The following is a 26,295-nucleotide window of genomic DNA, read 5'->3' as shown; positions in this document are numbered from 1 at the left end:
ATATTCATTTTTCTTATGCAAAATCGAATCAATCAAACCTGCCATCGCCATGGACCTCAACGCCGTTCAATTGCTCATCAAGGTGGCCGAAAGCCGCAGCTTCACCCAGGCGGCAAGCCTGCTGGGCACCAGCCAGTCCCGCATATCGCGCGCCGTGGCGCAGCTGGAGAAAGACCTGGGCACGCGGCTGCTGCACCGCAATACGCGCAGCGTGTCGCTCACGCCAGACGGCTGCGCGCTGGTGGACCGCTGTGCCCCGCTGATCGCCGGGCTGGAGGAGGCGCGCCAGCTGGTCAGCGACCGGCGCTGCGCGCCCAGCGGCGTGCTGCGCATGACGGCGCCGTCCATGCTGGGCCGCATCGTGCTGGTGCCGCTGCTGGGGCAGTTGCTGCGCGAGCATCCGCAATTGCAGATCGACACCAGCTTCACCGACCGCATGGTGGACATGGTGGAAGAAGGCTTTGACGCGGCCGTGCGCATCGGCCCGCTGGCAGACAGCCGCATGATCGCCCGCGCCCTGCCGCCGCTGCGCTGGGTGACCGTGGCCTCGCCCGCCTACCTGGCGGCGCGCGGCACGCCGCAGACGCTGCAGGAGCTGGCACAGCACAGCTGCATGGCCGTCTACAACCACTACCTGGGCCGGCGCGTGCCCTGGCAGTTCCTGGCGGGCAACGGCGAGATGCTGGACTGGCCGGCGCCGCAGACCGTGACCTTCGACAGCGGCGATCCGCTGGTGGAAGGCTCGCTGGGCGGCCTGGGCGTGGCCCAGGTCATGGAGTTCGCGGTGCGCGAGCACCTGCAGGCGGGCAGGCTGGTGCGGCTGCTGCCCCAGCACGAAGGCCGCGCCCGCGAGCTGTCCCTGGTCTACCCGCGCACGCGCCAGGCTTCGCCGCGCATCAAGGCACTGGCACAACTGCTGCTGGCGCAGACACAGTGGTGAGGCGGCAGCGGCCAGCCGAGCTGGCGTGGCGCCGCACACACAGTGGGTGCTGATTCAGATCGGCTTATGCGGGTGAAGGGAGATTAAACTGCTGCCTTTCCACGATGGCTGCGTTCTCGGACAATCACGCCTTTTCGTGGTGCATGCACCTTGATGGGGCCGCGACAGCGCGGCTCTTTTGTTTTTACCTGTTTTGCATTCCTGCCCCCGCGCCGGCCAGCGGCCACGCGGGATCTGATCCAACCATCGACACATCCATGGCAGCAGACAACTCCAAGAACGCCGCTCCCACCGCACTCAGGCGCGAACTCAAGGCGCGGCATCTGTCCATGATCGCCATCGGCGGCTCCATCGGCACCGGCCTCTTCGTTGCCTCGGGCGCCACCATCTCGCAGGCCGGCCCCGGCGGCGCCCTGCTGGCCTACATGATCGTGGGCCTGATGGTCTACTTCCTCATGACCAGCCTCGGCGAAATGGCCGCGAACCTGCCCGTCTCGGGCTCGTTCGCCACCTACGGCGCGCGCTACGTGGACGAAGGCTTCGGCTTCGCGCTGGGCTGGAACTACTGGTACAACTGGGCCGTCACCATTGCCGTGGACCTGGTGGCCGCCCAGCTGGTCATGGCCTACTGGTTCCCCGACGGCAACGGCATGCTGTGGAGCGCCCTGTTCCTGGCCATCATGTTCGGCCTCAACGCCATCTCGGTCAAAGGCTTCGGCGAGGCCGAGTACTGGTTCGCCGCCATCAAGGTGACCACCGTCATCCTCTTCATCGGCGTGGGCGTGCTCATGATCCTGGGCATCGTGCGGGGCGGCGCGCCTGAAGGCATCTGGGGCAACTTTGCCCTGTGGAGCCAGGGCGATGCGCCCTTTGCAGGCGGTTTCTCGGCGCTGATCGGCGTGGCCATGATCGTGGGCTTTTCCTTCCAGGGCACGGAGCTGATCGGCATTGCCGCTGGCGAATCCGAGAACCCCGCCAAGAACGTGCCCCGCGCCGTGCGCCAGGTGTTCTGGCGCATTTTGCTGTTCTACGTCCTGGCCATCCTGGTCATCAGCCTGCTGATCCCCTACACCGATCCGCAACTGCTCAAGAACGACCTGGGCGACATCAGCGTCAGCCCCTTCACCCTGGTCTTCGAGCGCGCGGGCCTGCTGTCGGCCGCCGCCGTGATGAACGCCGTGGTGCTGACCTCGGTGCTGTCGGCCGGCAACTCCGGCATGTACGCCTCCACGCGCATGCTCTACACGCTGGCCTGCCAGCGCATGGCGCCGCGCATGTTCTCGTACGTCAACAAGCGCGGCGTGCCCACGATGGCCCTGCTGGCCACCACGGTCGTGGCTGCGCTGTGCTTTCTGACCAACATCTTCAGCCCCCAGCTGGTCTACATCTGGCTGCTGAATCTGTCGGGCATGACGGGCTTCATCGCCTGGCTGGGCATCGCCATCAGCCACTACCGCTTCCGCAAGGGCTACGAGGCCCAGGGCCTGGACCTGAACCGGCTGCCCTACCGTGCATCGTGGTTCCCGTTCGGCCCCATCTTCGCCTTCGTGCTGTGCATGGTGATCACGCTGGGCCAGAACTACGAGGCCTTCATGGCAGACCGCATCGACTGGACCGGCGTGGTCGCCACCTATATCGGCCTGCCGTTGTTCCTGCTGATCTGGGGCGGCTACCGCCTGGTCAAGGGCACGCACATCGTGCAGTACAAGGACATGCAGCTGGGCTCCAACGTCGACTGACGCCCTCCCAGTCCCCATGAAAACAGCCCGCAGATGCGGGCTGTCGTCTTTCAGGCATCGGCCGACCACACGGCCAGCTCGTAGCCGTCCGGATCGGTGAAGTGGAACCTGCGGCCACCCGGGAACGCGAACGCCGCGCGGCTGATTACGGCCCCGGCCGCCTGCACGCGACGCTGCGCCTCGGCCAGATCGTCGGCGTAGAGGATGACCAGCGGGCCGCCGGGCCGCACCTCCTCGCCCGTGGTGAAGCCGCCCGTCAGCCGGCCGTCGCTGAACTCGGTGTAGCTCGGCCCATAGTCTGTGAAGGTCCAGCCGAAGGCCTCGCCGTAGAACGCCTTGCTGCGTGCGATGTCGGCCACGTTGAATTCGATGTTGTCGATCTGGTGGTTGTTGCCCCTGATGCCCATGTGATGCTCCATTGAATGTCGGTAGGCCGCCATCATCGGCCACGCAGGGGCATGGCATCTTGAACAAAACGGCCAGCCGGGCCGCTCAATCCAGCAGTTGCTGCAGGGCAGCGCGGGGCGTGATGCCGCACAGCGCCCTCACCTCGCGCGACAGATGCGCCTGGTCCGCATAGCCGGCCTCCGCCGCCAGGGCCGCAAGACCTGCCTGCCGGTCAGACCGTGCCAGGGCCAGCAGGCGCTGAAAGCGCAGCACGCGTTCCAGCGTCTTGGGGCCGTAGCCAAACTGCGCGTGGCACAGGCGGCGCAGGCTGCGCTCGGACATGTCCAGCTGCGCGCGCATGGCGGCCAGCACACCGGATTCGTCCCGCCCGGCTGCAGCCGCCACACCGAACAGCTGCATGGCCTGCCGGTCGGGCTCCGGGGCGTCGCGGCCCATTTGCACCAGTCCATGGATGAACACGGCCTGCCCTGCGCCCGGCTGCGCATCGTTGATGCGATGCAACCACTCCCGCGCGCGCGGCCCCAGCAGATCGCCCAGTTCCACCGCCTGCCCCACGATCTCGTCCATGGGCAGGCCCAGCCAGGCGCTGGCCGCACCGGGGCCGAAGCGCGCCCCCCATACCTCGGACCCCGGCACCAGCGCAGGCCGCGCAGCCACCCTGTCAGGCCCCACGGCCAGCAGCCGCCCGCCTTTGCAGACGATGTCCACGCAGCCATCGGGCACCACGAGAAAACCGCCGGCATAGTCCGGGGCCACGGTGCTGCTCCACAGGCACTGGAAGTGCGGCTGCAAGGCGGGCGGCGGGGAGTGTTCGCGGTAGGGAGCGGGCGGCGGCGCCTGGCCAGAGGGCATGGACTTCAGACCCCCAGCGGCAGGTCCGCCTTCTTCAGCGTGCGCAGCACAAAGCTGGACTGGCTGTGGCGTATGCCCTTGATCTTGTAGAGCTTCTCGCGCAGCAGGCGCTCGTAGTCGCGCGTGTCCTTGACGACGACGCGCAGCAGGTAGTCGTACTCGCCCGAGACCAGGTGCGCCTCCACCACCTCGGGAATGGTCGCCAGCATCTCGCCGAATTTCTCCAGCGTGTTGTCCGAATGGCTGTCCAGCGTGACCTGCACCAGCACCGTATCGCCCAGGCCCAGCGCCAGCGGGTTCAGGCGCACGGTATAGCCCTCGATCACCCCCGCCTCTTCCAGCTTCTTGATGCGTGCCCAGCAGGGCGAGGCGCTCAGGCCCACGGCCGCGCCGATTTCCTGCAGGCTGGCGCGCGCGTTGGCCTGCAGGGCGGAAAGAATCTTTCTGTCGAGGATGTCCATGGCCGGCAATCTACTGCAAAACAGGCAGGTGCAGAATAATTTTCTGTAGCAACGCCTGTTTTGAAGAAATAAAGCAGCATTTTCTGAGGCCAAACGCGCACACTTGTCTGCATGGGAGCACGCTTACCGGCGCAGCAAAACCATTCACCCAGCCCCGCCGACTACCGCCAGCGCCCGGATGCGTGATCCCCTCAGGAACCCGTTACAGGCCGCCCCGCTTATCCGCAGTGGGGCGGCCTGTTGCATTGGGGCACCCGGCAGGCATCCGCAGACACCCGGCAGCGCTTTCCCGCAACGGCGGCCGGTGCACAATGCCTCCCGCAAACGTGCACGCCCATGCACTGACCCTGACGTCGGGCATGCATGGGCGCTCGCCACATCAACCAATCGGCCCCTTGATCCACACCCAAGACAATCCCACCGAAGGCCGCCGGAGGCACTGGCCAACGGATTCTGCAATGCGATGGCTGGCGCAAGCCCTGGCAGCCGCAGCGCTTCTGGCACTGCTCACCCGCTGGCTGCCCAACCCCCAGGCAGCCCAGGGCATCGCGGTCTTTCCCGGCAGGAGCATGGCGCCGGCCGCCATGCTGCTTTACGCGTACATGGGCTCGGCCCTGGCCATCACGCTGATGAGCCTGATCCTGTGGTGCTGGCTCAGGGAAAGGCTCTACATTCTTTGCGCCGCGCTCCTGGCAGCCGGTTTTGCCTACGCTGCTTTCCGTTACCGGCCCGAAGGCCTGTGGCTGCCCGGCGCCGACGAGCCCCAGCATGCGCTGTCCATCGCCTACTGCAGCTTCTGTGTGGTGGCGACGGTGTTTTTCAGCCAATTGTTCGAGTTCCGCCGCCATTGGATCTGGGCTGCGCACCTCTTCAGCGTGGTGGCCTGGCTGAATGCCATCGCACTGGGCCTGGCACTGTTGGGTGGCTATGCGCAGATCTCGCGTGCCGTGGTGTTCACGGCCCTGGTGTCCACATCATTCGGCGCCGTCTTCGTGCTGTACCTGCTGGTGGTCCGAAGGCAGTGGCAATACCTGCCGGGCGCGCTGGCGTTTGCCGTGCCATCCGCCCTGGGCATCCTGAACCTGCTGAGAACCCAGGGCCTGCTGCCCGATGTCGCGCTGCCATCGGCCCAGATGCTGTGGTTTGCCGGGCGTGTTTCCGAGGCCATCCTGCTGGGAATGGCGGTGACCAACCGCACGCGGGTGGCGGAGCGCGCCCTGCGCAGTGAGCGGATGCAGGCCCTGTCACGCGCCCAGGCGGCCGAGCGCGAGCTGGAGTCCAAGGTGCTGCAGCGCACCGCACAGCTGCAAACGGCCCAGCAGGCCCTGCAGACGGCCTTGCACAGCGAGCGGGAGATGCGGCTGGAACAGCGCCAGTTCTTCAACATGATCAACCACGAGTTCCGCACCCCGCTCACCATCGTGGACGGCGCCGCGACCGAGCTGCAGACGTTCCCGACGACGGACGCGGACTCCCTCATCGAGCAGGCGTCGCAGATACGCAGGGCTTCGCGCCGGCTGATGACCCTGGTGGACACCTGCCTGATCAACGACCGGCTGGACGCGGGCGCGTTCCGGCTGCAACTGGAGCAGACGCCATTGGATGAACTCCTGGAGGAGTCTGCAGAGCTCGTCGGCTGGTCCCGGCGGCATCGCCTGAAACTGGATCTGGAACAAGGCCCGCAGCAATGGCAATGCGACCCTGTCCTGGTGCGCATCGCCATCTCCAACCTTGTCGGCAACGCCATCAAATATGCCAAGGCGGGCGACATCACCCTGGCCGCCCGCTGCGATGCGTCCGGTGGCCTGCTGATTTCCGTCAGCGACCAGGGACCGGGCCTTGCGCCCGAAGCGGCAAGACAGGTTTTCGAGCCCTATGAACGCGCAAGCGCCACCCGGCACGTCAACGGGCATGGCCTGGGCCTGTCCGTGGTCAGGCGCATCGCCAGGCTGCACGCAGGCGACGCGTTCTTCCAGCCGGCTGCCGGAGGCGGGGCCTGCTTTGTCATCCGGCTGGGCCGGTTCCTGCCCGGCACGGCAGATGCCCGCCAGGAACGTCCGCCAGCGGCAAGGCCGGCCGCCGTGCCGCCGGGCATGCCCGCCTGACGCGGGCAAGGCCGGGGCCTTCGCCCCTGAAGCAGGGCGTGCTCGCGGCGCTCATGGGGCCGCCGCTGCACGGGCCGTCCCGCCCTGCACCACCAGGAACACGCCGCCCAGGATCAGCGCCACCCCTGCCAGCCGCGACCAATTGACCGGCCTGGCGCCCAGGCCCATCAGGCCGAAATGGTCCACCAGCACCGAGACCACGATCTGCCCCGCCACCACGCAGACCAGGAAGCCGCCTGCGCCCAGCTTGGGTGTCACGGCCGCCGCACTGGCCACATAGATGGCACCCAGCACACCGCCTATCCATAGCCACCATGGCCCCGCTGCCGCCTGGGCCATGGCCGGAGCGGGCGCGCGCAGCACCCACAGTGCAGGCACCACGACCATGACGCTCACGGCCAGCGAGACCAGCGCGCCCCACAGCGGGTGGCCCAGCAGGCGGCCCACCAGGGCATTGCTGGCAGCCTGGAATGGCAGGATAGCCCCCGCCAGCAGCGCCAGGGCCACGGGAGCAAGGGCGGTGAATGTGCTTTTACCTGTCATGCGGCAAGACCTTTCTTCTTCTGTCAATCGATGCCTGCATGCTCTCGCATCCAGCACGTTGATGGAAATCATTTGTGTGCACGGTCTATATTCATGGCATGGATGAACTGCGCCGTATCGACCTCAACCTGCTGCTGGCCCTGCACGCCCTGCTGGCCGAAAAACATGTGACGCGCGCGGCCCTGCGGCTGCACAAGAGCCAGCCGGCCATGAGCCATTCGCTGGCGCAGCTGCGCGAGCACCTGGGCGACCCGTTGCTGGTGCGGCGCGGTGGCCGCATGGCGCTGACGGCACGCGCGCAAGGCCTGGTGCAACCGCTGGCGGATGCGCTGGGCAGCCTCAACGGCTTGCTGGCACAGGCGGAGTTCGACCCGGCCCACGCACGCGGACGGCTGCGGCTGGCGCTGTCGGACTACGCATCACGCATCGTGCTGCCGCCGCTGATGCGGCATCTGCGCCAGCACGCACCCGGGCTGGACCTGGCCATCAGCCAGTCCACGCGCGAGGTGATGCTGGCCCAGCTGGCCGATGGCGAACTGGACCTGGCCCTGGGCCCCTTCCCCGACGCACCCGACCTGCCCGAGGGCATCGAGGTGCAGGATCTGTTCCAGGAACAGTTCGTGAGCGTGGCCGACCAGGCCGTGCTGCCGGCACGCGGCGGGCTGTCACTGCAGGACTGGCTGCAGCGCCCGCACGTCATGCTGGCCATGCGGCCCGACGCCAGCGAGGAGATCGAACGGGCGCTGGCCGCCCAAGGCCTGAGCCGCCGCGTGGTGCTGGCCCTGCCCCACTGGAGCGCGGCGCTGGAGGTGCTGGCAGGCACCGACCTCGTGCTGACCGTGGGCAGCCGCGCCATCGGTGACCTGCGCCGCCACAAAACGCTGCGCCGTTTCGCTCCGCCGCTGGAGCTGCCCCGGTTTGCCTACCAGCAGGCCTGGCATGTGCGCAAGCAGGGGGATGCCATGCATCGGTGGCTGCGCAACTCGATGGCGCAGTGCTGCACTGCGCAGGGGCAAACACAGAAGTAAGCGCAGGCCGCAGCCTCAGGCTGCCACCACCACCCTCAGCAACTGCTTCTGTATCTTCCCGCTGGCCGTCTTGGGCAGGGCTTCGCGGAAGTGGTAGCGGCGCGGGCGCTTGTAGGCAGCCAGGCGGTCGCCGTGGACCAGGAAGGCGTCCAGCGCCTCGGCCGTGGGCGTGGCGCCCGGCTTGGCGACCACGTGGGCGGCGACGATCTGGCCCCAGCGCTCGTCGGCCTCGCCGATGACGGCGACCTCGAGCACATCGGCATGCTCGACCAGGGCGTCTTCCACTTCGCGGGGATAGACGTTCTCGGCGCCCGAATTGATCATGTAGTCGATGCGGTCGCGGATCCAGAGGTAGCCGTCGTCGTCGATGTGGCCCAGGTCGCCCGTGTGGTACCAGCCGTGCGCCAGGGCGCGGGTGTTGGCGTCGGGGCGGTTGAGGTAGCCGGCCATCATGCAGGGGCCGCGCACGAGGATTTCGCCCACCTCGCCGGGCAGGCAGGCCTCGGCCGGGTCGGTGGGGGCGTTGTCTTCGCGCAAGCGGGCCACGATGAGGTCATGGCCCATGGAGGGCAGCCCGGCCGAGCCCGCGTGCGAGAGTTGCTCGCGCGGCAGCAGGACGGACATGCAGGGGCCCATTTCCGTGGTGCCGTAGACCTGGACCAGGTCGCTGCCGACCTTGCGCGTCCATTCGCGGATCAGGTGCGGCGCCATGGAGGCGCCGCCGTACTCCACCAGCCTCAGCGCGGGCGCCTGCTCAGGCGAGGCGATGGGGTCGGCCAGCAGCATGGTGATCATGGTGGGCGCCGCGAAGAAGAAGCTCACGCGCTCTTCGCGGATCAGGCGCCAGGCCTCGGCCACGTCGAAGCGGCGCAGCAGCACCTGGGTGGCGCCGGCCTGCAGGCGCGGCAGAAAGCTGGTGTGCAGCTCGGCCGTGTGGTTGAGCGGCGCCATGGCCAGGCCCACGTCGTCGCGCGTGAACTGCATGGTCTGGTGCATGAGGGCGTTGTGCGCCAGCTTGCTGCGGTGCGTATGCAGCACGCCCTTGGGCCGGCCCGTGGTGCCGCTGGTGTACATGAGGATGCAGGGGTCGCTCTCGCGCACATGGGCCTGGGGCGGCGCGCTGCTGCGGCCCCTGGCCAGGGCGGACAGGCGCTGCGTGGCCCAGACCGGCAGCGGGTCGGCCGGGGCATCGTCGGCAAAGATCCAGTGCTCGATGCCTGCGCCAGTGCCGCCGCCTTCGGCCTTGAGCAGGGCCTGGGCGCGTGCGGCCACCTCGCCGCCCTCGTGCTCGAAGACCAGGGCGCGCGCTGCGCCGTCCTTGAGGATGAAGGCCAGCTCCTGCGCCGCCAGCCGGTAGTTGATGGGGTTGAAGATGGCGCCCAGGCGCGCGGCCGCCAGCATGGTGAAGACAAAGGCCGGCGTGTTGTAGAGGAAGGCGGCGACCACGTCGCCATGGCCTATGCCCAGCTCGGCCAGGCCATGGGCGTGGCGGTTGACTTCGGCATCGAGCTGGGCGTAGGTCCAGGCGCGGCGCTCGCCGCCCTCCCACGCGACCAGGGCTTCCTTGTTCGGCAGGTAACGTGCCGGCCAGGCCAATGTGTCTCCCAGCGTCTGCTGCATGTGCGCTTCTTCCTTCTCGCTCACGAGATTTCATATATCGATGCACCTCAATGTAGGAGATTTTTTAGACAGTTATGCAATTTGCAAATGCATCCATGCAGGCAAGCGCATGGAGTTGCAGCCGGCCCGCGGAAATCCCGAAGCCGCGCGGACGCTGGCCGCAGCTAGAATGCGCCGGTCAGGAGAGAGTGCCCGCCCGGCCGCAACGGTCGCAGGCAGCGGCACCGCCGAAGGCGCAGGGTTCGCCCCGAACGCTCAGGCAAAAGGACTGGCACCGCCTGCCGCCACGGCCGCAGGCGTTCCTAGCTGGAGAGAGATGCAGGGCACGGCGGTGTGCCCCATCCACCGAAGGAGCAAGCCCCACGCATGGAAGGTGCGGGTGAATCTCTCAGGTAAAGCGGACAGCAGGGCAGCACATCCCGGAGGACCGGGATGGCGTTATGCCTTGTTCCTTGCCTGAAAGAGAGCCCTCCTTGTCCGCTGCCTCCACCACCGATCTGCTCAGGACCCCGCTGTTCGACCTGCACCAGGAACTGGGCGCGCGCATGGTGCCGTTTGCCGGCTACTCCATGCCCGTGCAATACCCGCAGGGGCTGATGGCCGAGCACCTGCACACCCGCGAGGCGGCAGGCCTGTTCGATGTCTCGCACATGGGCCAGATCAGCCTGCGCGGTGCCGACGCCGGGGCCGCGCTGGAGTCGCTGATGCCCATGGACGTGCTGGGCCTGGGCGAACACCGCCAGCGCTACGGCCTGCTGCTCAATGAGGCGGGCGGCATTCTGGACGACCTGATGTTCGTGCGCCGCGAGGACGACCTGTTCCTGATCGTCAACGGCGCCTGCAAGCATGAAGACCTGGCGCACATCCAGGCCCGCATCGGCCAGCGCTGTGAAATCGAGCCCCAGTTCGACCGGGGCCTGCTGGCGCTGCAGGGCCCGCAGGCCGCAGCCGCCATGGAGCGCCTGCTGCCCGACACGGCCGGCCTGGTGTTCATGACAGGCGGCCACTTCGACTGGGAGGGGGCCGAGCTGTACATCGCGCGCAGCGGCTATACCGGCGAGGACGGCTTCGAGATCTCCTTGCCCGCCAGCCACGCCGAGGCCTTTGCCCGTGCCCTGCTGGCCCAGCCCGAAGTCAGGCCCGTGGGCCTGGGCGCGCGCAATTCGCTGCGCCTGGAAGCCGGCCTGTGCCTGTACGGCAACGATCTGGACACGACCACCACCCCGGCCGAGGCCGCCCTGAACTGGGCCGTGCAGAAGGTCCGCCGCGCAGGTGGCGAGCGCGAAGGCGGCTTTCCCGGCGCGGCCACCGTGCTGGCCCAGCTGCAATCGCCCGAGCTGCTCACGCGCAAGCGCGTGGGCCTGGTGGCCCTGGAGCGCGTGCCCGTGCGCGAAGGCACGGAACTGCTGGATGCCGGCGGCCGCAAGGTCGGCCAGGTCACCAGCGGCCTGCTGTCGCCCACGCTGAACCAGCCCGTGGCACTGGCCTATGTGGAGCCGGGCAGCGCCGCCATCGGCACCACGCTGCAGGCCATGGTGCGCGGCAAGGCCGTGCCCATGCAGGTGCAGGCCACGCCCTTCGTGGCGCCCCGCTATCACCGCGGTTGAGGACAGCCTGCGCGCTTGGCGTGGATCGAGTTCGGCGGATTCGTTTTTCCTGCCATCGCATGCCGCTACAGTGCGCACTGACCTTTCTCAAACCGCCTTTCACAGGTTTCTTTTCAGTTTCTATCGGAGCAAGCCATGAGCATCCAGTATTCCAAGGACCACGAGTGGATCAACGCCGCCAACCCTGACGCGGCCATCGTCGGCATCACCCTCCACGCGCAGGACGCGCTGGGCGACGTGGTGTTCGTCGACCTGCCCGCCGTGGGCACCAGCTTCAACCAGGGCGATGTGGCCGGCGTGGTCGAGTCCGTCAAGGCCGCCGCCGATGTCTACATGCCCGTCAGCGGCGAGATCGTCGAAGTCAACGAGGCCCTGCGCGACGACCCCTCCCTGGCCAACAGCGACCCGCTGGGCGAAGGCTGGTTCTTCAAGGTCAAGCTCAGCGACGCAGGCCAGCTGGCCGCGCTGCTCGACGAAGCCGCCTACACGGCCTTTGCCCAGAGCAACTGACGCCACTTTCCGGCCAGGACGGGCGCCAGGGCCCGCCCTGGCGCTTTTCAGCTTTTGAGACAGGTCCCTCCATGCTGATGTCCTCCACCCAGCCCCTTGCCGCCCTCGAGAACGCCACCGAATTCGTGGCCCGCCATATCGGCATCGCGCCCGAAGACGAGGCCCACATGCTCAGCGCCATCGGCGCGGCATCGCGCGATGCGCTGATCGACGCCATCGTCCCGCCCTCCATCCGGCGCCACCAGCCCATGGCGCTGCCGCCAGCGGCCACCGAGGCCCAGGCGCTGGCCGAACTCAAGGCGCTGGCAGGCCGCAACCAGCTGCTCAAAAGCTTCATCGGCCAGGGCTACTACGGCACGCACACGCCCGGCGTCATCCTGCGCAACATTCTGGAGAACCCCGCCTGGTACACGGCCTACACGCCCTACCAGGCCGAGATCTCGCAAGGCCGCATGGAGGCCCTGGTCAACTTCCAGACCATGGTCTGCGACCTGACGGCCATGCCGATTGCCAACGCCTCCATGCTGGACGAGGCCACGGCGGCCGCCGAGGCCATGACGCTGGCCAAGCGCTCCGTCAAAAGCAAGAGCAACCGTTTCGTGGTGGCCGGCGATGCCCACCCCCAGACCATCGAAGTCATCCAGACGCGCGCTGCGCCGCTGGGCATCGAGGTGCTGCTGGCCAACTCGCTGGAGGAATGGAACCAGCTGATGGAGGGCGACTACTTCGCCGTGCTGGCCCAGTACCCTGCCACCAGCGGCCGCATCGACGATCTGCGCGCCGACGTGGACAAGGCCCATGCAAAGCAGGCCGCCTTCATCGTGGCCACCGACCTGCTGGCGCTGACCCTGATCACGCCGCCCGGCGAATGGGGTGCCGACATCGTGGTGGGCACCACCCAGCGCTTTGGCATGCCCATGGGCGCCGGCGGCCCGCACGCCGCCTTCATGGCCTGCCGCGACGAGTTCAAGCGCTCCCTGCCCGGCCGCCTGGTCGGCGTGAGCGTGGACGTGCACGGCAAGCCCGCCTACCGCCTGGCACTGCAGACGCGCGAGCAGCACATCCGCCGCGAAAAGGCCACCTCCAACATTTGCACGGCCCAGGTGCTGCCCGCCGTGGTGGCCAGCATGTACGCCGTCTATCACGGCCCCGAGGGCCTGGAGCGCATCGCCCGCCGCGTGGCCTCGTACACGGCCATCCTGGCGCGCGGCCTGGCCGAGCTGGGCGCGCCGCTGCGCGAGGCGCCCAGCTTCGACACGCTGAGCCTGCACACGGGCGCGGCCACCCAGGCCATCGTGGAGCGTGCCGTGTCCCTGGGCGCCAACCTGCGCGTGTATTTCAAGGAATACCTGTGCATCTCGCTGGACGAGACCACCACGCGCGCCGATGTCGAGCTGCTGTGGAAGATCTTCGCCCGGGACGGCCAGGCCCTGCCCTGCTTCACCGCCTTCGAAAAGGGCGTGGAGCCGCTGATTCCCGACGGACTGCGCCGCAGCAGCGCCTTCCTCACGCACCCGGTGTTCAACACCCACCGCTCCGAGACCGCCATGCTGCGCTACATCCGCCAGCTGTCGGACAAGGACTTGGCGCTGGACCGCAGCATGATCCCGCTGGGCTCCTGCACCATGAAGCTCAACGCCACCAGCGAGATGATTCCCATCACCTGGCCCGAATTCGCCCAGGTGCACCCCTTTGCCCCGGCCGACCAGCAGCAGGGCTATGCGGAACTGGACAAGCAGCTGCGCGACTGGCTGTGCCAGGCCACGGGCTACGCCGGCATCAGCCTGCAGCCCAATGCCGGCAGCCAGGGCGAGTACGCGGGCCTGCTGGCCATCAAGGGCTGGCATGCGAGCCGGGGCCAGTCGCACCGCAACGTCTGCCTGATTCCCAGCAGCGCCCACGGCACCAACCCCGCCAGCGCGCAGATGGCGGGCATGCAGGTGGTGGTCACCGCCTGCGACGCCAACGGCAACGTCGACATGGCGGACCTGGCGGCCAAGTGCGAGCAGCACAGTGCCAACCTGGCCTGCATCATGATCACCTACCCCAGCACGCACGGCGTGTTCGAGACCCAGGTCAAGGAGCTGTGCAAGCTGGTGCATGACCACGGCGGCCGCGTCTACGTGGACGGCGCCAACATGAACGCCCTGGTGGGCCTGGCCGCGCCGGGCAGCTTCGGCGGCGATGTCAGCCACCTGAACCTGCACAAGACCTTCTGCATCCCGCACGGCGGCGGCGGCCCGGGCGTGGGCCCCGTCTGCGTGGTCGAGGATCTCGTGCCCTTCCTGCCCGGCCATGCCACCACGGGCCTTGCGGGCGGCACGGGCGCCATCAGTGCCGCGCCGCTGGGCAATGCGGCCGTGCTGCCCATCAGCTGGATGTACATCCGCATGATGGGCGCCCAGGGCCTGACCCTGGCCACCGAGACCGCCATCCTCAGCGCCAACTACATCAGCGCCCGGCTGCGCGACCACTACCCCACGCTGTACGCGGGCGAGCACGGCCATGTGGCGCACGAGTGCATCCTGGACCTGCGCCAGTTCAAGGAAAGCACGGGCGTCATGGCCGAGGACGTGGCCAAGCGCCTGATCGACTACGGCTTCCATGCGCCCACGCTGTCCTTCCCCGTGCCCAACACGCTGATGGTGGAGCCCACCGAAAGCGAAAGCCTGTACGAGCTGGACCGCTTCGTGGACGCCATGATCGCCATCCGCGAGGAAATCCGCGCCATCGAGCAGGGCCGCCTGCCCCAGGACGACAACCCGCTCAAGAACGCGCCGCACACGGCCGAGACCCTGCTGGCTTCGGAATGGACCCACCCGTACAGCCGCGAGGCCGCCGCCTACCCCGTGGCTGCCCTGCGCCAGTCCAAGTACTGGTGCCCCGTGGGCCGGGTGGACAACGTCTACGGCGACCGCAACCTCTACTGCAGCTGCATCCCGGTCGACGCTTACCTGAGCTGAAGCACCTGCCACCCAAAGGGGCGCTTGTGGCGCCCCGCCCGGCGCGCGTACACTGCGGCCCTGCCCGCGCCGGGCCCCGGTCCATCTGCCGGGCGCCAGGCGCGGGCGACCAGGATTTGTGCGGCAGATGCCGCTTTCCCCAGCGCCAGCACGCGATGAGCAGCCAAGACCCTTCCGACCAGCCTCGCGACGACGAGCACCTGCCCCTGCATGCCTTGCTGGCGCCCGGCGCCGACCTGCCCCCCGTCGAACGTTTCCCCCCCTTCCAGCCCGAAGACGATCCGCTGCAGGCCCTGGTCGCCGAGCTGCGCAACTACCAGCGCGAGCTGGAGATCCAGAACCGCGTGCTGGACTACAGCCAGGCCGTGGCCGAAAGCGCCTCCGAGCGCTTCGAAGCCCTGTTTGCCAGCATTCCCCTGCCCCTGCTGGTGGTGGACGAGCACGACATGGTGGTGCAGGCCAACGCCATGGCGCACAGCGCCTTCCAGCCCACCGAGCATGACCGGCTGCTGGTCAATTTCGCGCCCTTCGTGCACCCTGACGACGCCGAGCGCGTGCGCGAGACCTTCGTTGCGGCACGCGAGCTGGGCCGCACCGAGGCCCACGAGGTCTGCTTCGACATCACCGAGCAGCACCAGCTGCGCGCCGACCTGCATGTGGCCTGCATCGCCATCCCGCAGCAAAGCGGCCCGCCCATTGCGCAGTACCTGTGCGCCGTGGTCGACCAGGGTCCGCTGCTGGCCGAGCGCCTGGCGCTGCAGCAGCGCAACCACCAGCTGTTCCTGAGCGAGCGGCGGCTCGAATCGGTCATCAACTCGGCCCTGGACGCCATCATCTGCCTGGACCACGAGCAGCGCATCACCGTCTTCAATCCCACGGCTGCCGCCCTGTTTCTGTGTCCGCCGCACGACGCGCTGGGCAGTCCGCTGGAGCGTTTCCTGCCCGATGCGGCCCAGGCCCTGTCCTTTGCGCCGCTGACCACGCAGGCCGTGCTGGGCGAGATGACGGCACGCACGGCCAGCGGCCGCGAAATCCCGGTCGAGGTCAGCGTCTCCTTCGAGCACCACAGCGGCGGCGAGACCACCACCGTGTTCGCGCGCGACCTCACCAGCCGCAAGAAGGCCGAGGCCCAGCGCAACGAGCTGGAAGAGCAGCTGCGCGAATCGCACAAGATGCAGGCCCTGGGCACCATGGCAGGCGGCATTGCCCACGACTTCAACAACATCGTGGGCGCCATCCTGGGCAATGTGGAGCTGGCCAAGGCCGACTGCGGCGGCAATGCCGCAGCCATCGAAAGCCTGCAGGAGATCGAAAAGGCCGGCCGCCGCGCGCGCGATCTGGTGCGCCAGATCCTGACGTTCAGCCGCAATGAACCGCCGCAGCGCAAGCCCGTGCAGGCGCGCGAGGTCATGGGCGACACGGCGCGGCTGCTGCGCGTGACCCTGCCGCCCGCCGTGGAGCTGCAGGTGCACGTGCCGCCGCAGATGCCGCCCATGCTGGCCGACGCCATGCAGGTGGAGCAGGCCCTTTTCAACCTGTGCACCAATGCCATGCACGCCCTGGGCGAGCGGCGCGGCCTGATCCAGATGGATGCCGACCTGGTGCGCCCGGACCAGCGCCTGTGCGAACGCCTGGGCCTGCCGCCCGTCAGCTACGTGGCGCTGTCGGTGCAGGACAACGGCCCCGGCATGGACGCACGCACGCTGCAGCGCATCTTCGAGCCCTTCTTCACCACCAAGCCCGTGGGCCAGGGAACGGGCCTGGGCCTGCCCGTGGTGCACGGTGTCATGCGCAACCACGGCGGCGCCGTGGACGTGTACAGCATCCCCGGCCAGGGCAGCCGCTTCACGCTGTACTTTCCTCCGGCCGACCCCCTGACGCCGGCCGACTCTGCACCGGCCGAGCCCCTCGCCGCCCAGGCGCTGCCCAGCGCACCCGAGCCCCTGGCGGCCGCGGAAACCCCGACCGGCCCGCAGTTCGCCCTGCTGCCCGACCCGCAGGCCGCGCAGCAGCATGTGATGTACGTGGACGATGACCAGGCCCTGGTCTTTCTGGTGCAGCGCCTGCTGCGCCGGCGCGGCTACCAGGTCAGCGGCTTCACCGATCCGCACGAGGCCATCGAGGCGCTGCGCGCCGCGCCCCAGGACTGCGACCTGCTGGTCACCGACTACAACATGCCCGGCTACAGCGGCATCGACCTGGTGCACGAGGCCCTGTCCATCCAGCCGCAGCTGCCCATCGCGCTGGCCTCGGGCTACATCACCACCGAGATCGAGCAGGCCGCATTGGCTGCAGGCGCCAGGGCCCTGGTCCACAAGCCCAACGACGTGGAAGAGCTGTGCGCCACGGTGCACAGGCTGCTGAATGAGCGGGGAACGGCTTGACCCCTGAGCAACGCGATGGCGGCGCCAGTGCAGGTGACGGCGCAGGCGTCATCTGCCTGCACGAGGATGCCGAACTGCTGGTGCTGGACAAGCCCAGCGGCCTGCTGTGCGTGCCCGGGCGCGGCCCAGACAAGCAGGACTGCCTGAGCGCCCGCGCCCTGCAGCGCTGGCCCGATGCGCTGGTCGTGCACCGGCTGGACCAGGCCACCTCGGGCCTGGTGATCATGGCGCGCAGCCTGGCCAGCCAGCGCCTGCTGAGCGAGGCCTTTGCGCAGCGCCGCGTGCACAAGCGCTATGTGGCCGTGGTGGCAGGCAGCCCCACCGCGCGGCAAGCCGGCGCATGGCAGAGCATCGACCTGCCGATTGCAGCCGACTGGGAGCGGCGCCCGCTGCGCATCATCGATGCCGTGCAGGGCAAGCCCAGCCAGACCCTGTGGCGCGCCCTGCCAGGCGCGCAAGCCACCGAAGTCCGGGATGCAATCACCACGCGGGTGCAGCTGCAGCCCGTGACGGGGCGCACCCACCAGCTGCGCGTGCACATGGCCGCGCTGGGCCATCCCATCCTGGGCGATGCGCTCTATGCCGATGCCGCCGTGCAGGCGCTGTCGCCGCGCCTGCTGCTGCATGCGCAGCTGCTGGAGCTGGCGCATCCCCTGTCTGGCGAGACGCTGCGTTTCGAATCCGCCGCGCCGTTCTGATCCATCGCAGGAACACGCAAATCATCGCCACCGCGTACGTTGCTGCAATGCAACATTCAGCGTACGTGTTTCCCCTTCTTGCAGTTGGTCATATTGACTTCATGAAGCACCGTCAGGGTGCATCGTCGGCATCAGCCGTTTTCTTCGGCCAAAACAGCCCCCGCCCGACGGCGCAGGCCGCGATGGGAGCCTTAGCGAAAAGCCTGTTGCCGCGCCAGCCCCGGGATACCCTGTTGCCATTGGTAACCAGGCGATTAACCTGTGCTTCTTTGCGCGGCTAGCCCCTACAGGAGCCACCGCGTTTTTCAGAACGCTTTACCCAAAGTTGAAGGAAGTACTCATGAGCATTCCGTTCCGCATGCACACCGTCGTCGCCGCCCTGGGTTTGGCTGGCGCCGCCCTGTTCTCCACAGCGCATGCGCAAATCAAGATCGCCATGGTGGTTCCCACCACCGGCCCGCTGACGCAGTACGGCGACATGGTCAAGGAAGGCGTGAACACCGCCGTGGAAATGGCCAATGCGGCCGGCGGCGTCAACGGCAAGAAGATCGAGCTGGTGTCCGTCGATGACGCCTGCGAACCCAAGCAAGGTCCCGTGGCCGCCAACCGCGTGGTCAACGCCAAGATCGGCTACGTGATCGGCCCCGTCTGCTCGGGCGCATCGATTGCCGCAGCCCCGATCTACAACAACGAAGGCGTGGTCGTGGTGACCCCCTCGGCGACGTCCCCCGCCCTGACCGACGGCAAGAACTACCACTTCATCTTCCGCACCATCGGCCGCGATGACCAGCAGGGCCCGGCCGCCGCCAAGTTCATCCTGGAAAAGGCCAAGCCCAAGAAGGTTGCCGTGCTGCACGACAAGCAGTCGTATGGCCAGGGCATTGCATCCTCCGTGCGCGACGACCTGAAGAAGGCCGGCGTGGAAGTGGCCCTGTTCGAAGGCATCAACGCCGGCGACAGCGACTACTCCGCCGTCATCACCAAGCTCAAGAGCGCCGGCGTGGACTTCATCTACTACGGCGGCTACCACCCCGAAATGGGCCTGCTGCTGCGCCAGGCTTCCGAGCAGGGCCTGAAGGTCCGCATGATGGGCCCCGAAGGCGTGGGCAACCCCGAAGTCAACGCCATCGCCGGCAACGCCGTCGAAGGCATGCTGGTGACCCTGCCCGCAGACTTCTCGGCCAACCCCAAGAACGCCGCCGTGGTCAAGGCCTTCAAGGACAAGAAGCGCAATCCTTCGGGTGCCTTCCAGCTGACCGCATTTGCCGCCACGCAAGTGCTGCTGGACAGCATCAAGGCCGTGGGCGACAGCCCCGCCAAGGTGGCTGACCACCTGCACAAGTCCAACTTCGAGACCGTTCTGGGCTCGGTGGGCTGGAACAAGCAGGGCGACCTGAAGTCCTTCGACTTCCAGGTGTTCGAATGGCACAAGGACGGCAGCAAGTCGGTCGCTGCCAAGTAATCCCCCTCCGTCTGACTGACCGGGGCACGCATTCGGCGTGTCCCGGTCGTCTGCATCCTGGCCTTTTAGGCCTTTTCCTGTTTTGGGGCGGCATTACACCATGTCAGAACTCTTACCTCAGCTGATACAGCAGCTGTTCAACGGACTGTCCCTGGGCGCCATCTATGCCCTGATCGCCATCGGCTACACGATGGTCTACGGCATCATCGGGATGATCAACTTCGCCCACGGCGACATCTACATGATCGGGGCCTACATCGGCCTGGTCACGCTGTCGGCCATAGGCACGCAAAGCGGCCTGCCGGTGTGGGCCATCATCGGCCTGATGCTGGTGGTCTCGGTCTTCGTCACCGGCGTCTATGGCCTGGTGGTGGAGCAGGTGGCCTACAAGCCGCTGCGCCGCAGTCCCCGCCTGGTGGCCCTGATCTCGGCCATCGGCATGTCCATCTTCCTGCAGAACTGGGTGGCCCTGGGCCAGGGTGCGCGCGACATGGCCGTGCCCTCGCTGCTGCCGGGCGCGCTGCGCTTCGGTGCCGAAGGCGGCTTCGAGATCTATGTGCCCTACTCGCGCATCCTGATCATCGTGGTGGCCATCGTGCTCATGGTGCTGCTGACGCTGTACATCCGCCACTCGCGCATGGGCCGCGCCTCGCGCGCCTGCGCCCAGGACATGCACATGGCCAGCCTGCTGGGCATCGACACCAACCGAGTGATCTCGTTCACCTTCGTGCTCGGCGCCATGCTGGCGGCCGTGGGCGGGGTGCTGATCGCGCTGGCCGTGGGCAAGCTCAACCCGTTCATCGGCTTTCTGGCCGGCATCAAGGCCTTCACGGCCGCGGTGCTGGGCGGCATCGGCTCCATCCCCGGCGCCATGCTGGGCGGCGTGCTGCTGGGCGTGGCCGAGACCTTTGCGGCAGCCTACATCTCGTCCGAGTACAAGGACATCGTGGCCTTCGGCCTGCTGGTGCTGATCCTGCTGTTCCGCCCCACGGGCCTGCTGGGCAAACCTGAAGTGGAGAAGGTCTGATGAAAACCAAACCCACTTTGAACCTGCGCGACGCCCTGATCGCCACGGTGATGACGGCCGTGGTCGTCACGCCCATCTTCGGCCTGCACCTGGAACGCGCCGGCACCCGCACCATCATCAACCCCGACTGGACGGTGGTGGCCTGGGCCTGCGCCCTGGTCTTCCTGGTGCAGCTGCTGCGCCCGCTGATCGCGGCGAAGATGCCCAAGGTCTCGCTGCCCTCGCTGCCGCAGGCGCGCCCCAGCCACCGCAACGGCCTGATGCTGGCGGCCCTGCTGATCGCCGTGTCCTGGCCCTTCTTTGCGGGCCGCAACGCGGTGGACATCGCCACGCTGGCCATGATCTACGTGATGCTGGGCCTGGGCCTGAACATCGTCGTGGGCTTTGCCGGCCTGCTGGACCTGGGCTTCGTGGGCTTCTACGCCGTGGGCGCCTACACCTATGCGCTGCTCTTCCACTGGGCCGGCTGGTCCTTCTGGGAAGCGCTGCCGCTGGCCGGTGCCGCTGCCGCGATGTTCGGCTTCGTGCTGGGCTTTCCGGTGCTGCGGCTGCGCGGTGACTACCTGGCCATCGTGACCCTGGGCTTTGGCGAGATCATCCGCCTGCTGCTGGTCAACCTGACCAGCATCACGGGCGGGCCGGACGGCATCTCCAGCATCCCCAAGCCCACGGTGCTGGGCCTGGAGATGACGCGCACCCCCTCCACCGAGGGCGGCACGACGTTCCACCAGTTCCTGGGGCTGGAGTTCAGCTCGCTGCACATGGTGATCTTCCTGTACCTGATGGCGCTGCTGCTGGCCGTGGTCACGCTGTGGATCTCCAACCGCCTGGTGCGCATGCCCATAGGCCGCGCCTGGGAGGCACTGCGCGAGGACGAGATCGCCTGCCGCTCGCTGGGCCTGAACCCCATGAAGATCAAGCTGTCGGCCTTCACGCTGGGCGCCATGTTCGCCGGCTTCGGCGGCGCCTTCTTCGCGGCGCGCCAGGGCATCGTCAACCCCGAGTCCTTCACCTTCATCGAGTCGGCGCTGATCCTGTCCATCGTGGTGCTGGGCGGCATGGGCTCGCAGCTGGGCGTGATCATCGCGGCCATCTTGCTGACGGTGCTGCCCGAGCTGGCGCGCGAGTTCTCCGAGTACCGCATGCTGATCTTCGGCCTGGTGATGGTGCTGATGATGGTCTGGCGCCCGCAGGGCCTGCTGCCCATGCGCCGTCGCCATGTGGAGGTGCGCTCATGAGGCATGCCGACACCATGATTTTTGGGACAACAGATAGCAGCAAGGGCCGGCAATGAGCGAGTATTTGCTAGAAGTCAAAGACCTGTGCATGCGCTTCGGCGGCCTGCTGGCCGTGGACCACGTGGGCTTCAACGTGCGTCCGCAGGAAGTGTTTGCCATCATCGGCCCCAACGGCGCCGGCAAGACCACGGTGTTCAACTGCATCAGCGGTTTCTACCAGCCCAGCAGCGGCTCCATCGCGCTGGACGGCAGCGCCATCGAGGGGCGCAGCAGCCACCACGTGGCCAACCACGGCGTGGTGCGCACCTTCCAGAACGTGCGCCTGTTCAAGTCCATGACGGTGCTGGAAAACCTGCTGGTGGCACAGCACCGCCGCTCCGGCGTCAACCTGCTGTCGGGCCTGTTCAACACGGCGGGCTACCGCCGCAGCGAAGAGGAAAAGATCGAGAGCGCCCTGCACTGGCTGGACGTGATGGGCCTGCGCGAGTTCGTCAACCGCGAGGCCGGCAACCTGGCCTACGGCCACCAGCGCCGCCTGGAGATCGCGCGCTGCATGATCACCAAGCCGCGCGTGCTCATGCTTGACGAACCCGCCGCCGGCCTGAACCCGCAGGAGAAAAAGGACCTGCAGGGCCTGATCGACCAGCTGCGCCGCCAGTACGGCATTGCCGTGCTGCTGATCGAGCACGACATGGGCCTGGTCATGGGCGTGTCCGAGCGCATCCTGGTCATGGAGTACGGCAAACCCATCGCCATGGGCCTGCCGGATGCCATTCGCAACGATGAACGGGTCATCAAGGCCTATCTGGGAGAAGCCTGATGCCTGCCATGCTGCAACTGGAGAACATCTCCACCCACTACGGCGCCATCTGCGCGGTCGACAGCGTCAGCCTGCACGTCAACCAGGGCGAGATCGTCTCGCTGATCGGCTCCAACGGCGCCGGCAAGACCTCGCTGCTGATGACGGTGTGCGGCAACCCGCGCGCCAGCTCGGGTCGCATCTCGTTCGAGGGCGAGGACATCACCCAGCTTCCTTCGCACCACATCATGCGCAAGGGCATTGCGGTCTCGCCAGAAGGGCGGCGCATCTTCTCGGACCTCACGGTCACCGACAACCTGAAGATGGGCGGATTCTTCCTGGACAAGCCGCAGATCGAGGCCGGCATCGAACATGTGTTCGGCCTCTTCCCGCGCCTGCGCGAGCGCGCCCACCAGCGCGCCGGCACCATGTCGGGCGGCGAGCAGCAGATGCTGGCCATCGGCCGCGCGCTGATGAGCAAGCCCCGCCTGCTGCTGCTGGACGAGCCCACGCTGGGCCTGGCGCCGCTGATCATTGCGCAGATCTTCGAGATCATCCAGACCATCCGCGCCGCTGGCGTCACGGTCTTCCTGGTCGAGCAGAACGCCAACCGCGCCCTGCAGATCGCCGACCGCGGCTATGTGCTGGAGACCGGCAAGGTGGTGCTGGAGGACACCGGCGCCAACCTGCTGACCAACGACGCCGTGCGCCGCGCCTACCTGGGCGCCTGACAACGCACAGGCGCCTGTCGCTCCACGGGCCCGCCCTTTGGCGGGCTTTTTTCTTTTCACGCGCAGATCGCACAGTGGTCTGGTCCTGCGCGGCCGATTGTGGGGTCTGCGGCCTGGGCGCAGGCGTTATAAAACACGTCCCTGCCTCTCATTGCTCCCCCACGCCCATGAACGCCCCCGCCCCCCATGACATGCTGCACCCCCTGGCCATCGACGTGGTGTCCGTGCAGTCCCAGGTCGTCTACGGCCGCGTTGGCAACAACGTGGCCATGCCCACGCTGCAGGCCCTGGGACTGGCGGCGGCAGCCGTGCCCACGGTGGTGTTCAGCAATACGCCGCACTATCCCAGCATCCACGGCGGAGCAATTGCCGCCGAGTGGTTTGCGGGCTATCTGCAGGACCTGGGCGCGCGCGGCGCGCTCAGGCAACTGCAGGCCGTGCTGGCCGGCTACCTGGGCGGGCCGGAACAGGCCGGGCTGCTGGCGGACTGGGTGGCGGGCCTGCTGCAGCAGCGCCCCGGCCTGCGCGTGGTGGTGGACCCGGTGATCGGCGACCACGACAGCGGCATCTATGTGGACCCCGCCATGGTCGAGGCCTACCAGCGCCACCTGCTGCCCCTGGCCGACGGGCTGACACCCAACCATTTCGAGCTGGAACGGCTGACCGCGCGCCCTGTGCACGGCATGGACGATGTGGTCCAGGCCGCGCGCAGCCTGCTGACCGGCCGCACGCAGTGGGTGGCCGTGACCAGCGCGGCGCCCGAGCTGGGCGGCGAGCATGCACTGCGCATGCGCGTGGCGCTGGTCACGCGCGAGGACGTGCATGTGATCACCCACGCGCGCGTGGATGCGGTGCCCAAGGGAACGGGCGACTTGTTCAGCGCCGCGCTCACCGGCCACTGGCTGCAGGGCGCCAGCCTGCGCGAGGCGGCCGAGCGCGCCTGCGAACGCATCGTGCAGGCGCTGGAGCGCACGCGGCAGGCGCGCAGCGCCGAGCTGCTGCTGCCCTCGGACCCCGTCGCCGCCCGGGCAATGACCGCGCAGGCAGCACCGGCAGCACGGGCACAAGCGATACCATCGCCCGCATGAACAATGCATCGCCTCTCCTTTCCCTGACGATTCTCACGGGCGCTTCGCGCGGCATGGGCCTGGCCATGGCCCGGCAACTGCTCGATGCCGGCCATGAGCTGGTCACGCTGTCGCGCTCCACCAGCGAAGACCTGAACCGGGCCGCCGCCACGGCAGGCGCCCCGCTGCAGCAGTGGAGCGTGGACCTGGGCGATCCCGAGGCAGCGGCCCGCAGGCTGGGCGAATGGCTCGCCGGGCTGGACGCCACGCGCTACGCCAGCGTCACCCTGATCAACAACGCGGGCGTGATTCCGCAGATCGCGCCGCTGTCGCAGCTGCGGCCCGCCGACATCGCCCAGGCCATGCGCGTGGGACTGGAGGCGCCCATGCTGCTGACGGCCGCCTTCCTGGCCGCCACCGAAGGCTGGACGGCCGTGCCGCGCAAGGTGCTCAACATCTCTTCCGGCCTGGGGCGGCGCGCCATTGCCTCGCAGGCCTCCTACTGCGCGGCCAAGGCCGGCATGGACCATTTCAGCCGCAGCGTGGCGCTGGACGAGGCGCTCAAGCCCCACGGCGCGCGCATCTGCTCGCTGGCGCCCGGCGTCATCGACACCGACATGCAGGTGCAGCTGCGCAGCGCCGATGCCGCAGCCTTTCCCGACGCAGGCAACTTCGCCCAGCTCAAGGAGGGCGGCAAGCTGTCCACGCCCGAGCAGGCCGCCACCCTGGTGCTGGGCTGGCTGCAGCGCGCGGATTTTGGCGAGCAGGTCGTGGCCGACGTGCGCCAGCCCTGAACGTACGGGTCTGGCAGGCCCGATGCAGAAATGAAAACCCCGGCAGCAGACAGAAACATATCGCCGTGCTGCCGGAAACAATCCAGCCATTCGCCCTGGAAAATATTCCGCAAGTTTTACCGGTTGCAGGAATCATTTCCCATATCCAGGCCGCGCATTGCCTTGGAAACCGTCATCTGGCAAAGGATGACGTTTTTCGTCTGCGTTTGCCAGTCCCGCTTTTCCAATCCTCCTACAGTGGCATTTATTGCGGCTGGCAAGAATGGGGCACTCAACTCCAGGAAATCCAGCCATGTCCATTGCCTATTCCGATCCCCTGGCAACGCCAGTGGTCCCTGCGGCCAATACATCCGTCAGCGGTGTTTCATGGGCGGCGATATTCGCGGGCGCCATGGCGGCGGCCTCGCTGTCGCTGCTGCTGTTCATTCTGGGCACGGGCCTGGGCCTGTCGTCTGTCTCGGTATGGACCGGCCAAGGCATGGATGCCGGCGCCCTGGGGTGGACGGCCGTAGCCTGGATCGCCTTCACCCAGCTGGCCTCCGCCGGCGTGGGCGGGTACCTGGCCGGGCGGCTGCGCACCCGCTGGCAAGGCGTGCATACGGACGAGGTCTACTTCCGCGACACGGCCCACGGCTTTCTGTCCTGGGCGCTGGCCACGCTGGCCATGGTGGCCCTGATGGGCGCTGCGGCCGGTGGTGCGGTGTCCGGCGCCTTCAAGGCGGCGCAGACCGTGGCCACCAGCGCCTCCAGCGTGGTGGGCGGCGCGATCGGCGCCGCCGGCGGTGCGGCTGCTGGCGGTGCCGCAGCCATGGCCGGTGTCTCGGGCGCCGATGCCTCGCCCCAGGGCCTGGCCTACTGGACCGGCAGCCTGTTCCGCAATTCCGCGGCAACCTCCGGCAGCACAACGCCTGCCGACATGGCCAGCGCCACGCGGGAGGCCGGCGTGATCTTTGCCCAGTCGCTGCGCACCGGCCAGCTTTCTGCGGCCGATGAGCAATATCTGGCCCAGCTGATTGCGCGCAATTCCGATATTCCGGTGGAAGAAGCGCAAAAGAAAGTGCGAAGCACCTTTGATTCCGTACAGATGCAGATAAAGCAGGCCGAGCAAAAGGCAGAAGAGGCCAAGCAAAAGGCCAAGCAGGCCGCTGAAGAAACGCGAAAGGCCACCGCCCATTCCATGCTCTGGCTGTTTGTTTCCCTGATGCTGGGCGCCTTTGTGGGCAGCCTGTGCGCCACCTGGGGTGGCCGCCAACGCGATGCCATTTGATTTTGCATCGCAGTCAACACCATCCAACCATTCATTGAACGGAGGCCATTCA

The 26,295-nt window shown here is 67.7% G+C and carries 22 protein-coding genes and 2 riboswitches; of the genes, 17 read left to right on the top strand and 5 right to left on the bottom strand.

The features are described from left to right. Positions 1–49: 49 nt before the first annotated feature. Together AC5I49_RS11750 and AC5I49_RS11745 are read left to right on the top strand one after the other, a co-directional pair. A complete protein-coding gene (locus tag AC5I49_RS11750; protein WP_016446320.1) occupies positions 50–940 on the top strand; it encodes a LysR family transcriptional regulator in 891 nt (296 codons plus the stop codon). 257 nt (positions 941–1,197) lie between these two features. Next, complete coding sequence (locus AC5I49_RS11745) at positions 1,198–2,679, top strand: amino acid permease (protein ID WP_016446321.1); 1,482 nt, start codon at positions 1,198–1,200, stop codon at positions 2,677–2,679. A gap of 50 nt (positions 2,680–2,729) precedes the next feature. On the opposite strand, the gene AC5I49_RS11740 is transcribed toward AC5I49_RS11745, so the two are convergent. From AC5I49_RS11740 to AC5I49_RS11730, 3 genes are all read right to left on the bottom strand, one after another. Then, positions 2,730–3,086 carry a VOC family protein gene (locus AC5I49_RS11740; protein WP_016451512.1) on the bottom strand — a complete coding sequence of 119 codons (357 nt, stop codon included), beginning with the start codon at positions 3,084–3,086 and terminating at the stop codon, positions 2,730–2,732. Positions 3,087–3,171: 85 nt separating this feature from the next. Continuing rightward, the gene (locus tag AC5I49_RS11735) at positions 3,172–3,939 is read right to left on the bottom strand and encodes a helix-turn-helix domain-containing protein (protein ID WP_209668887.1); all 768 of its coding nucleotides are present in this window, start codon (positions 3,937–3,939) and stop codon (positions 3,172–3,174) included. A gap of 5 nt (positions 3,940–3,944) precedes the next feature. Beyond that, entirely contained in the window at positions 3,945–4,400 is a 456-nt protein-coding gene (locus tag AC5I49_RS11730; protein ID WP_012206124.1) for an Lrp/AsnC family transcriptional regulator, read from the bottom strand. A 458-nt stretch (positions 4,401–4,858) separates the two neighbouring features. Between AC5I49_RS11730 and AC5I49_RS11725 the strand changes: the two genes are divergently transcribed. Then, a complete protein-coding gene (locus AC5I49_RS11725; RefSeq protein WP_495789380.1) occupies positions 4,859–6,505 on the top strand; it encodes a sensor histidine kinase in 1,647 nt (548 codons plus the stop codon). 51 nt (positions 6,506–6,556) lie between these two features. Here AC5I49_RS11725 and AC5I49_RS11720 read toward each other — a convergent pair whose 3' ends face one another. Continuing rightward, positions 6,557–7,048: a DMT family transporter gene (locus tag AC5I49_RS11720; RefSeq protein WP_313282487.1), complete on the bottom strand. Its 492-nt coding sequence runs from the start codon at positions 7,046–7,048 to the stop codon at positions 6,557–6,559. 98 nt (positions 7,049–7,146) lie between these two features. Here AC5I49_RS11720 and AC5I49_RS11715 point away from each other — a divergent pair, with 98 nt between their 5' ends. Continuing rightward, on the top strand, positions 7,147–8,076 hold the full coding sequence (locus AC5I49_RS11715; protein WP_461608111.1) for a LysR family transcriptional regulator: 930 nt from the start codon (positions 7,147–7,149) through the stop codon (positions 8,074–8,076). 15 nt (positions 8,077–8,091) lie between these two features. Here the strand turns inward: AC5I49_RS11715 and AC5I49_RS11710 are convergent, their stop codons facing one another. Then, on the bottom strand, positions 8,092–9,696 hold the full coding sequence (locus AC5I49_RS11710) for a fatty acid--CoA ligase (RefSeq protein WP_392444514.1): 1,605 nt from the start codon (positions 9,694–9,696) through the stop codon (positions 8,092–8,094). 169 nt (positions 9,697–9,865) lie between these two features. After that, positions 9,866–9,977, top strand: a riboswitch (glycine riboswitch). Positions 9,978–9,992: 15 nt separating this feature from the next. Further along, positions 9,993–10,111, top strand: a riboswitch (glycine riboswitch). A 58-nt stretch (positions 10,112–10,169) separates the two neighbouring features. Here AC5I49_RS11710 and gcvT point away from each other — a divergent pair. The 13 genes from gcvT to AC5I49_RS11645 all read left to right on the top strand — a co-directional run bounded on the left by gcvT (position 10,170) and on the right by AC5I49_RS11645 (position 26,243). Next, positions 10,170–11,303 (top strand): glycine cleavage system aminomethyltransferase GcvT, encoded by a 1,134-nt coding sequence (gcvT, locus tag AC5I49_RS11705; RefSeq protein ID WP_495789379.1) that lies wholly within the window; start codon positions 10,170–10,172, stop codon positions 11,301–11,303. 135 nt (positions 11,304–11,438) lie between these two features. Continuing rightward, entirely contained in the window at positions 11,439–11,813 is a 375-nt protein-coding gene (gcvH, locus tag AC5I49_RS11700; protein WP_012206130.1) for a glycine cleavage system protein GcvH, read from the top strand. A 71-nt stretch (positions 11,814–11,884) separates the two neighbouring features. Next, a complete protein-coding gene (gene gcvP, locus AC5I49_RS11695) occupies positions 11,885–14,776 on the top strand; it encodes an aminomethyl-transferring glycine dehydrogenase (RefSeq protein WP_495789378.1) in 2,892 nt (963 codons plus the stop codon). Between the two features lie 155 nt (positions 14,777–14,931). After that, positions 14,932–17,160: a PAS domain-containing hybrid sensor histidine kinase/response regulator gene (locus AC5I49_RS11690; protein ID WP_495789377.1), complete on the top strand. Its 2,229-nt coding sequence runs from the start codon at positions 14,932–14,934 to the stop codon at positions 17,158–17,160. Further along, complete coding sequence (locus AC5I49_RS11685; protein WP_016446332.1) at positions 17,157–17,858, top strand: RluA family pseudouridine synthase; 702 nt, start codon at positions 17,157–17,159, stop codon at positions 17,856–17,858. Before AC5I49_RS11690 ends, AC5I49_RS11685 begins: the two co-directional genes overlap by 4 nt. Before the next feature lie 340 nt (positions 17,859–18,198). Beyond that, positions 18,199–19,320, top strand: a complete 1,122-nt coding sequence (locus AC5I49_RS11680; RefSeq protein WP_016446333.1) for a branched-chain amino acid ABC transporter substrate-binding protein — start codon at positions 18,199–18,201, stop codon at positions 19,318–19,320. A 100-nt stretch (positions 19,321–19,420) separates the two neighbouring features. Then, positions 19,421–20,347 carry a high-affinity branched-chain amino acid ABC transporter permease LivH gene (gene livH, locus AC5I49_RS11675; RefSeq protein WP_016446334.1) on the top strand — a complete coding sequence of 309 codons (927 nt, stop codon included), beginning with the start codon at positions 19,421–19,423 and terminating at the stop codon, positions 20,345–20,347. Continuing rightward, positions 20,347–21,585, top strand: coding sequence for a high-affinity branched-chain amino acid ABC transporter permease LivM (locus AC5I49_RS11670; RefSeq protein ID WP_016451503.1), 1,239 nt, complete (start codon positions 20,347–20,349; stop codon positions 21,583–21,585). The genes livH and AC5I49_RS11670 overlap by 1 nt, the downstream gene beginning before the upstream one ends. A 52-nt stretch (positions 21,586–21,637) precedes the next feature. After that, positions 21,638–22,405, top strand: a complete 768-nt coding sequence (livG, locus tag AC5I49_RS11665; protein ID WP_016446336.1) for a high-affinity branched-chain amino acid ABC transporter ATP-binding protein LivG — start codon at positions 21,638–21,640, stop codon at positions 22,403–22,405. 8 nt (positions 22,406–22,413) lie between these two features. Further along, entirely contained in the window at positions 22,414–23,115 is a 702-nt protein-coding gene (locus tag AC5I49_RS11660; protein ID WP_026062223.1) for an ABC transporter ATP-binding protein, read from the top strand. Positions 23,116–23,282: 167 nt separating this feature from the next. Continuing rightward, on the top strand, positions 23,283–24,203 hold the full coding sequence (gene pdxK, locus AC5I49_RS11655) for a pyridoxine/pyridoxal/pyridoxamine kinase (RefSeq protein ID WP_495789376.1): 921 nt from the start codon (positions 23,283–23,285) through the stop codon (positions 24,201–24,203). Beyond that, positions 24,200–24,976 carry an SDR family NAD(P)-dependent oxidoreductase gene (locus AC5I49_RS11650; protein WP_047327489.1) on the top strand — a complete coding sequence of 259 codons (777 nt, stop codon included), beginning with the start codon at positions 24,200–24,202 and terminating at the stop codon, positions 24,974–24,976. The genes pdxK and AC5I49_RS11650 overlap by 4 nt, the downstream gene beginning before the upstream one ends. A 292-nt stretch (positions 24,977–25,268) precedes the next feature. After that, entirely contained in the window at positions 25,269–26,243 is a 975-nt protein-coding gene (locus AC5I49_RS11645; RefSeq protein WP_495789375.1) for a hypothetical protein, read from the top strand. Positions 26,244–26,295 lie beyond the last annotated feature (52 nt).

It is taken from the genome of Delftia sp., assembly GCF_059499305.1.
Note: the sequence above shows the minus strand (reverse complement) of the source record. Positions and strands in the feature narration are given on the sequence as shown.

Coding starts and splice junctions, on each gene's coding strand:
- AC5I49_RS11750 (WP_016446320.1), top strand. CDS start 50: ATGGACCTCAACGCCGTTCAATTGCTCATCAAGGTGGCCGAAAGCCGC.
- AC5I49_RS11745 (WP_016446321.1), top strand. CDS start 1,198: ATGGCAGCAGACAACTCCAAGAACGCCGCTCCCACCGCACTCAGGCGC.
- AC5I49_RS11740 (WP_016451512.1), bottom strand. CDS start 3,086: ATGGGCATCAGGGGCAACAACCACCAGATCGACAACATCGAATTCAAC.
- AC5I49_RS11735 (WP_209668887.1), bottom strand. CDS start 3,939: ATGCCCTCTGGCCAGGCGCCGCCGCCCGCTCCCTACCGCGAACACTCC.
- AC5I49_RS11730 (WP_012206124.1), bottom strand. CDS start 4,400: ATGGACATCCTCGACAGAAAGATTCTTTCCGCCCTGCAGGCCAACGCG.
- AC5I49_RS11725 (WP_495789380.1), top strand. CDS start 4,859: ATGCGATGGCTGGCGCAAGCCCTGGCAGCCGCAGCGCTTCTGGCACTG.
- AC5I49_RS11720 (WP_313282487.1), bottom strand. CDS start 7,048: ATGACAGGTAAAAGCACATTCACCGCCCTTGCTCCCGTGGCCCTGGCG.
- AC5I49_RS11715 (WP_461608111.1), top strand. CDS start 7,147: ATGGATGAACTGCGCCGTATCGACCTCAACCTGCTGCTGGCCCTGCAC.
- AC5I49_RS11710 (WP_392444514.1), bottom strand. CDS start 9,696: ATGCAGCAGACGCTGGGAGACACATTGGCCTGGCCGGCACGTTACCTG.
- gcvH (WP_012206130.1), top strand. CDS start 11,439: ATGAGCATCCAGTATTCCAAGGACCACGAGTGGATCAACGCCGCCAAC.
- gcvP (WP_495789378.1), top strand. CDS start 11,885: ATGCTGATGTCCTCCACCCAGCCCCTTGCCGCCCTCGAGAACGCCACC.
- AC5I49_RS11690 (WP_495789377.1), top strand. CDS start 14,932: ATGAGCAGCCAAGACCCTTCCGACCAGCCTCGCGACGACGAGCACCTG.
- AC5I49_RS11680 (WP_016446333.1), top strand. CDS start 18,199: ATGAGCATTCCGTTCCGCATGCACACCGTCGTCGCCGCCCTGGGTTTG.
- livH (WP_016446334.1), top strand. CDS start 19,421: ATGTCAGAACTCTTACCTCAGCTGATACAGCAGCTGTTCAACGGACTG.
- AC5I49_RS11670 (WP_016451503.1), top strand. CDS start 20,347: ATGAAAACCAAACCCACTTTGAACCTGCGCGACGCCCTGATCGCCACG.
- livG (WP_016446336.1), top strand. CDS start 21,638: ATGAGCGAGTATTTGCTAGAAGTCAAAGACCTGTGCATGCGCTTCGGC.
- AC5I49_RS11660 (WP_026062223.1), top strand. CDS start 22,414: ATGCTGCAACTGGAGAACATCTCCACCCACTACGGCGCCATCTGCGCG.
- pdxK (WP_495789376.1), top strand. CDS start 23,283: ATGAACGCCCCCGCCCCCCATGACATGCTGCACCCCCTGGCCATCGAC.
- AC5I49_RS11650 (WP_047327489.1), top strand. CDS start 24,200: ATGAACAATGCATCGCCTCTCCTTTCCCTGACGATTCTCACGGGCGCT.
- AC5I49_RS11645 (WP_495789375.1), top strand. CDS start 25,269: ATGTCCATTGCCTATTCCGATCCCCTGGCAACGCCAGTGGTCCCTGCG.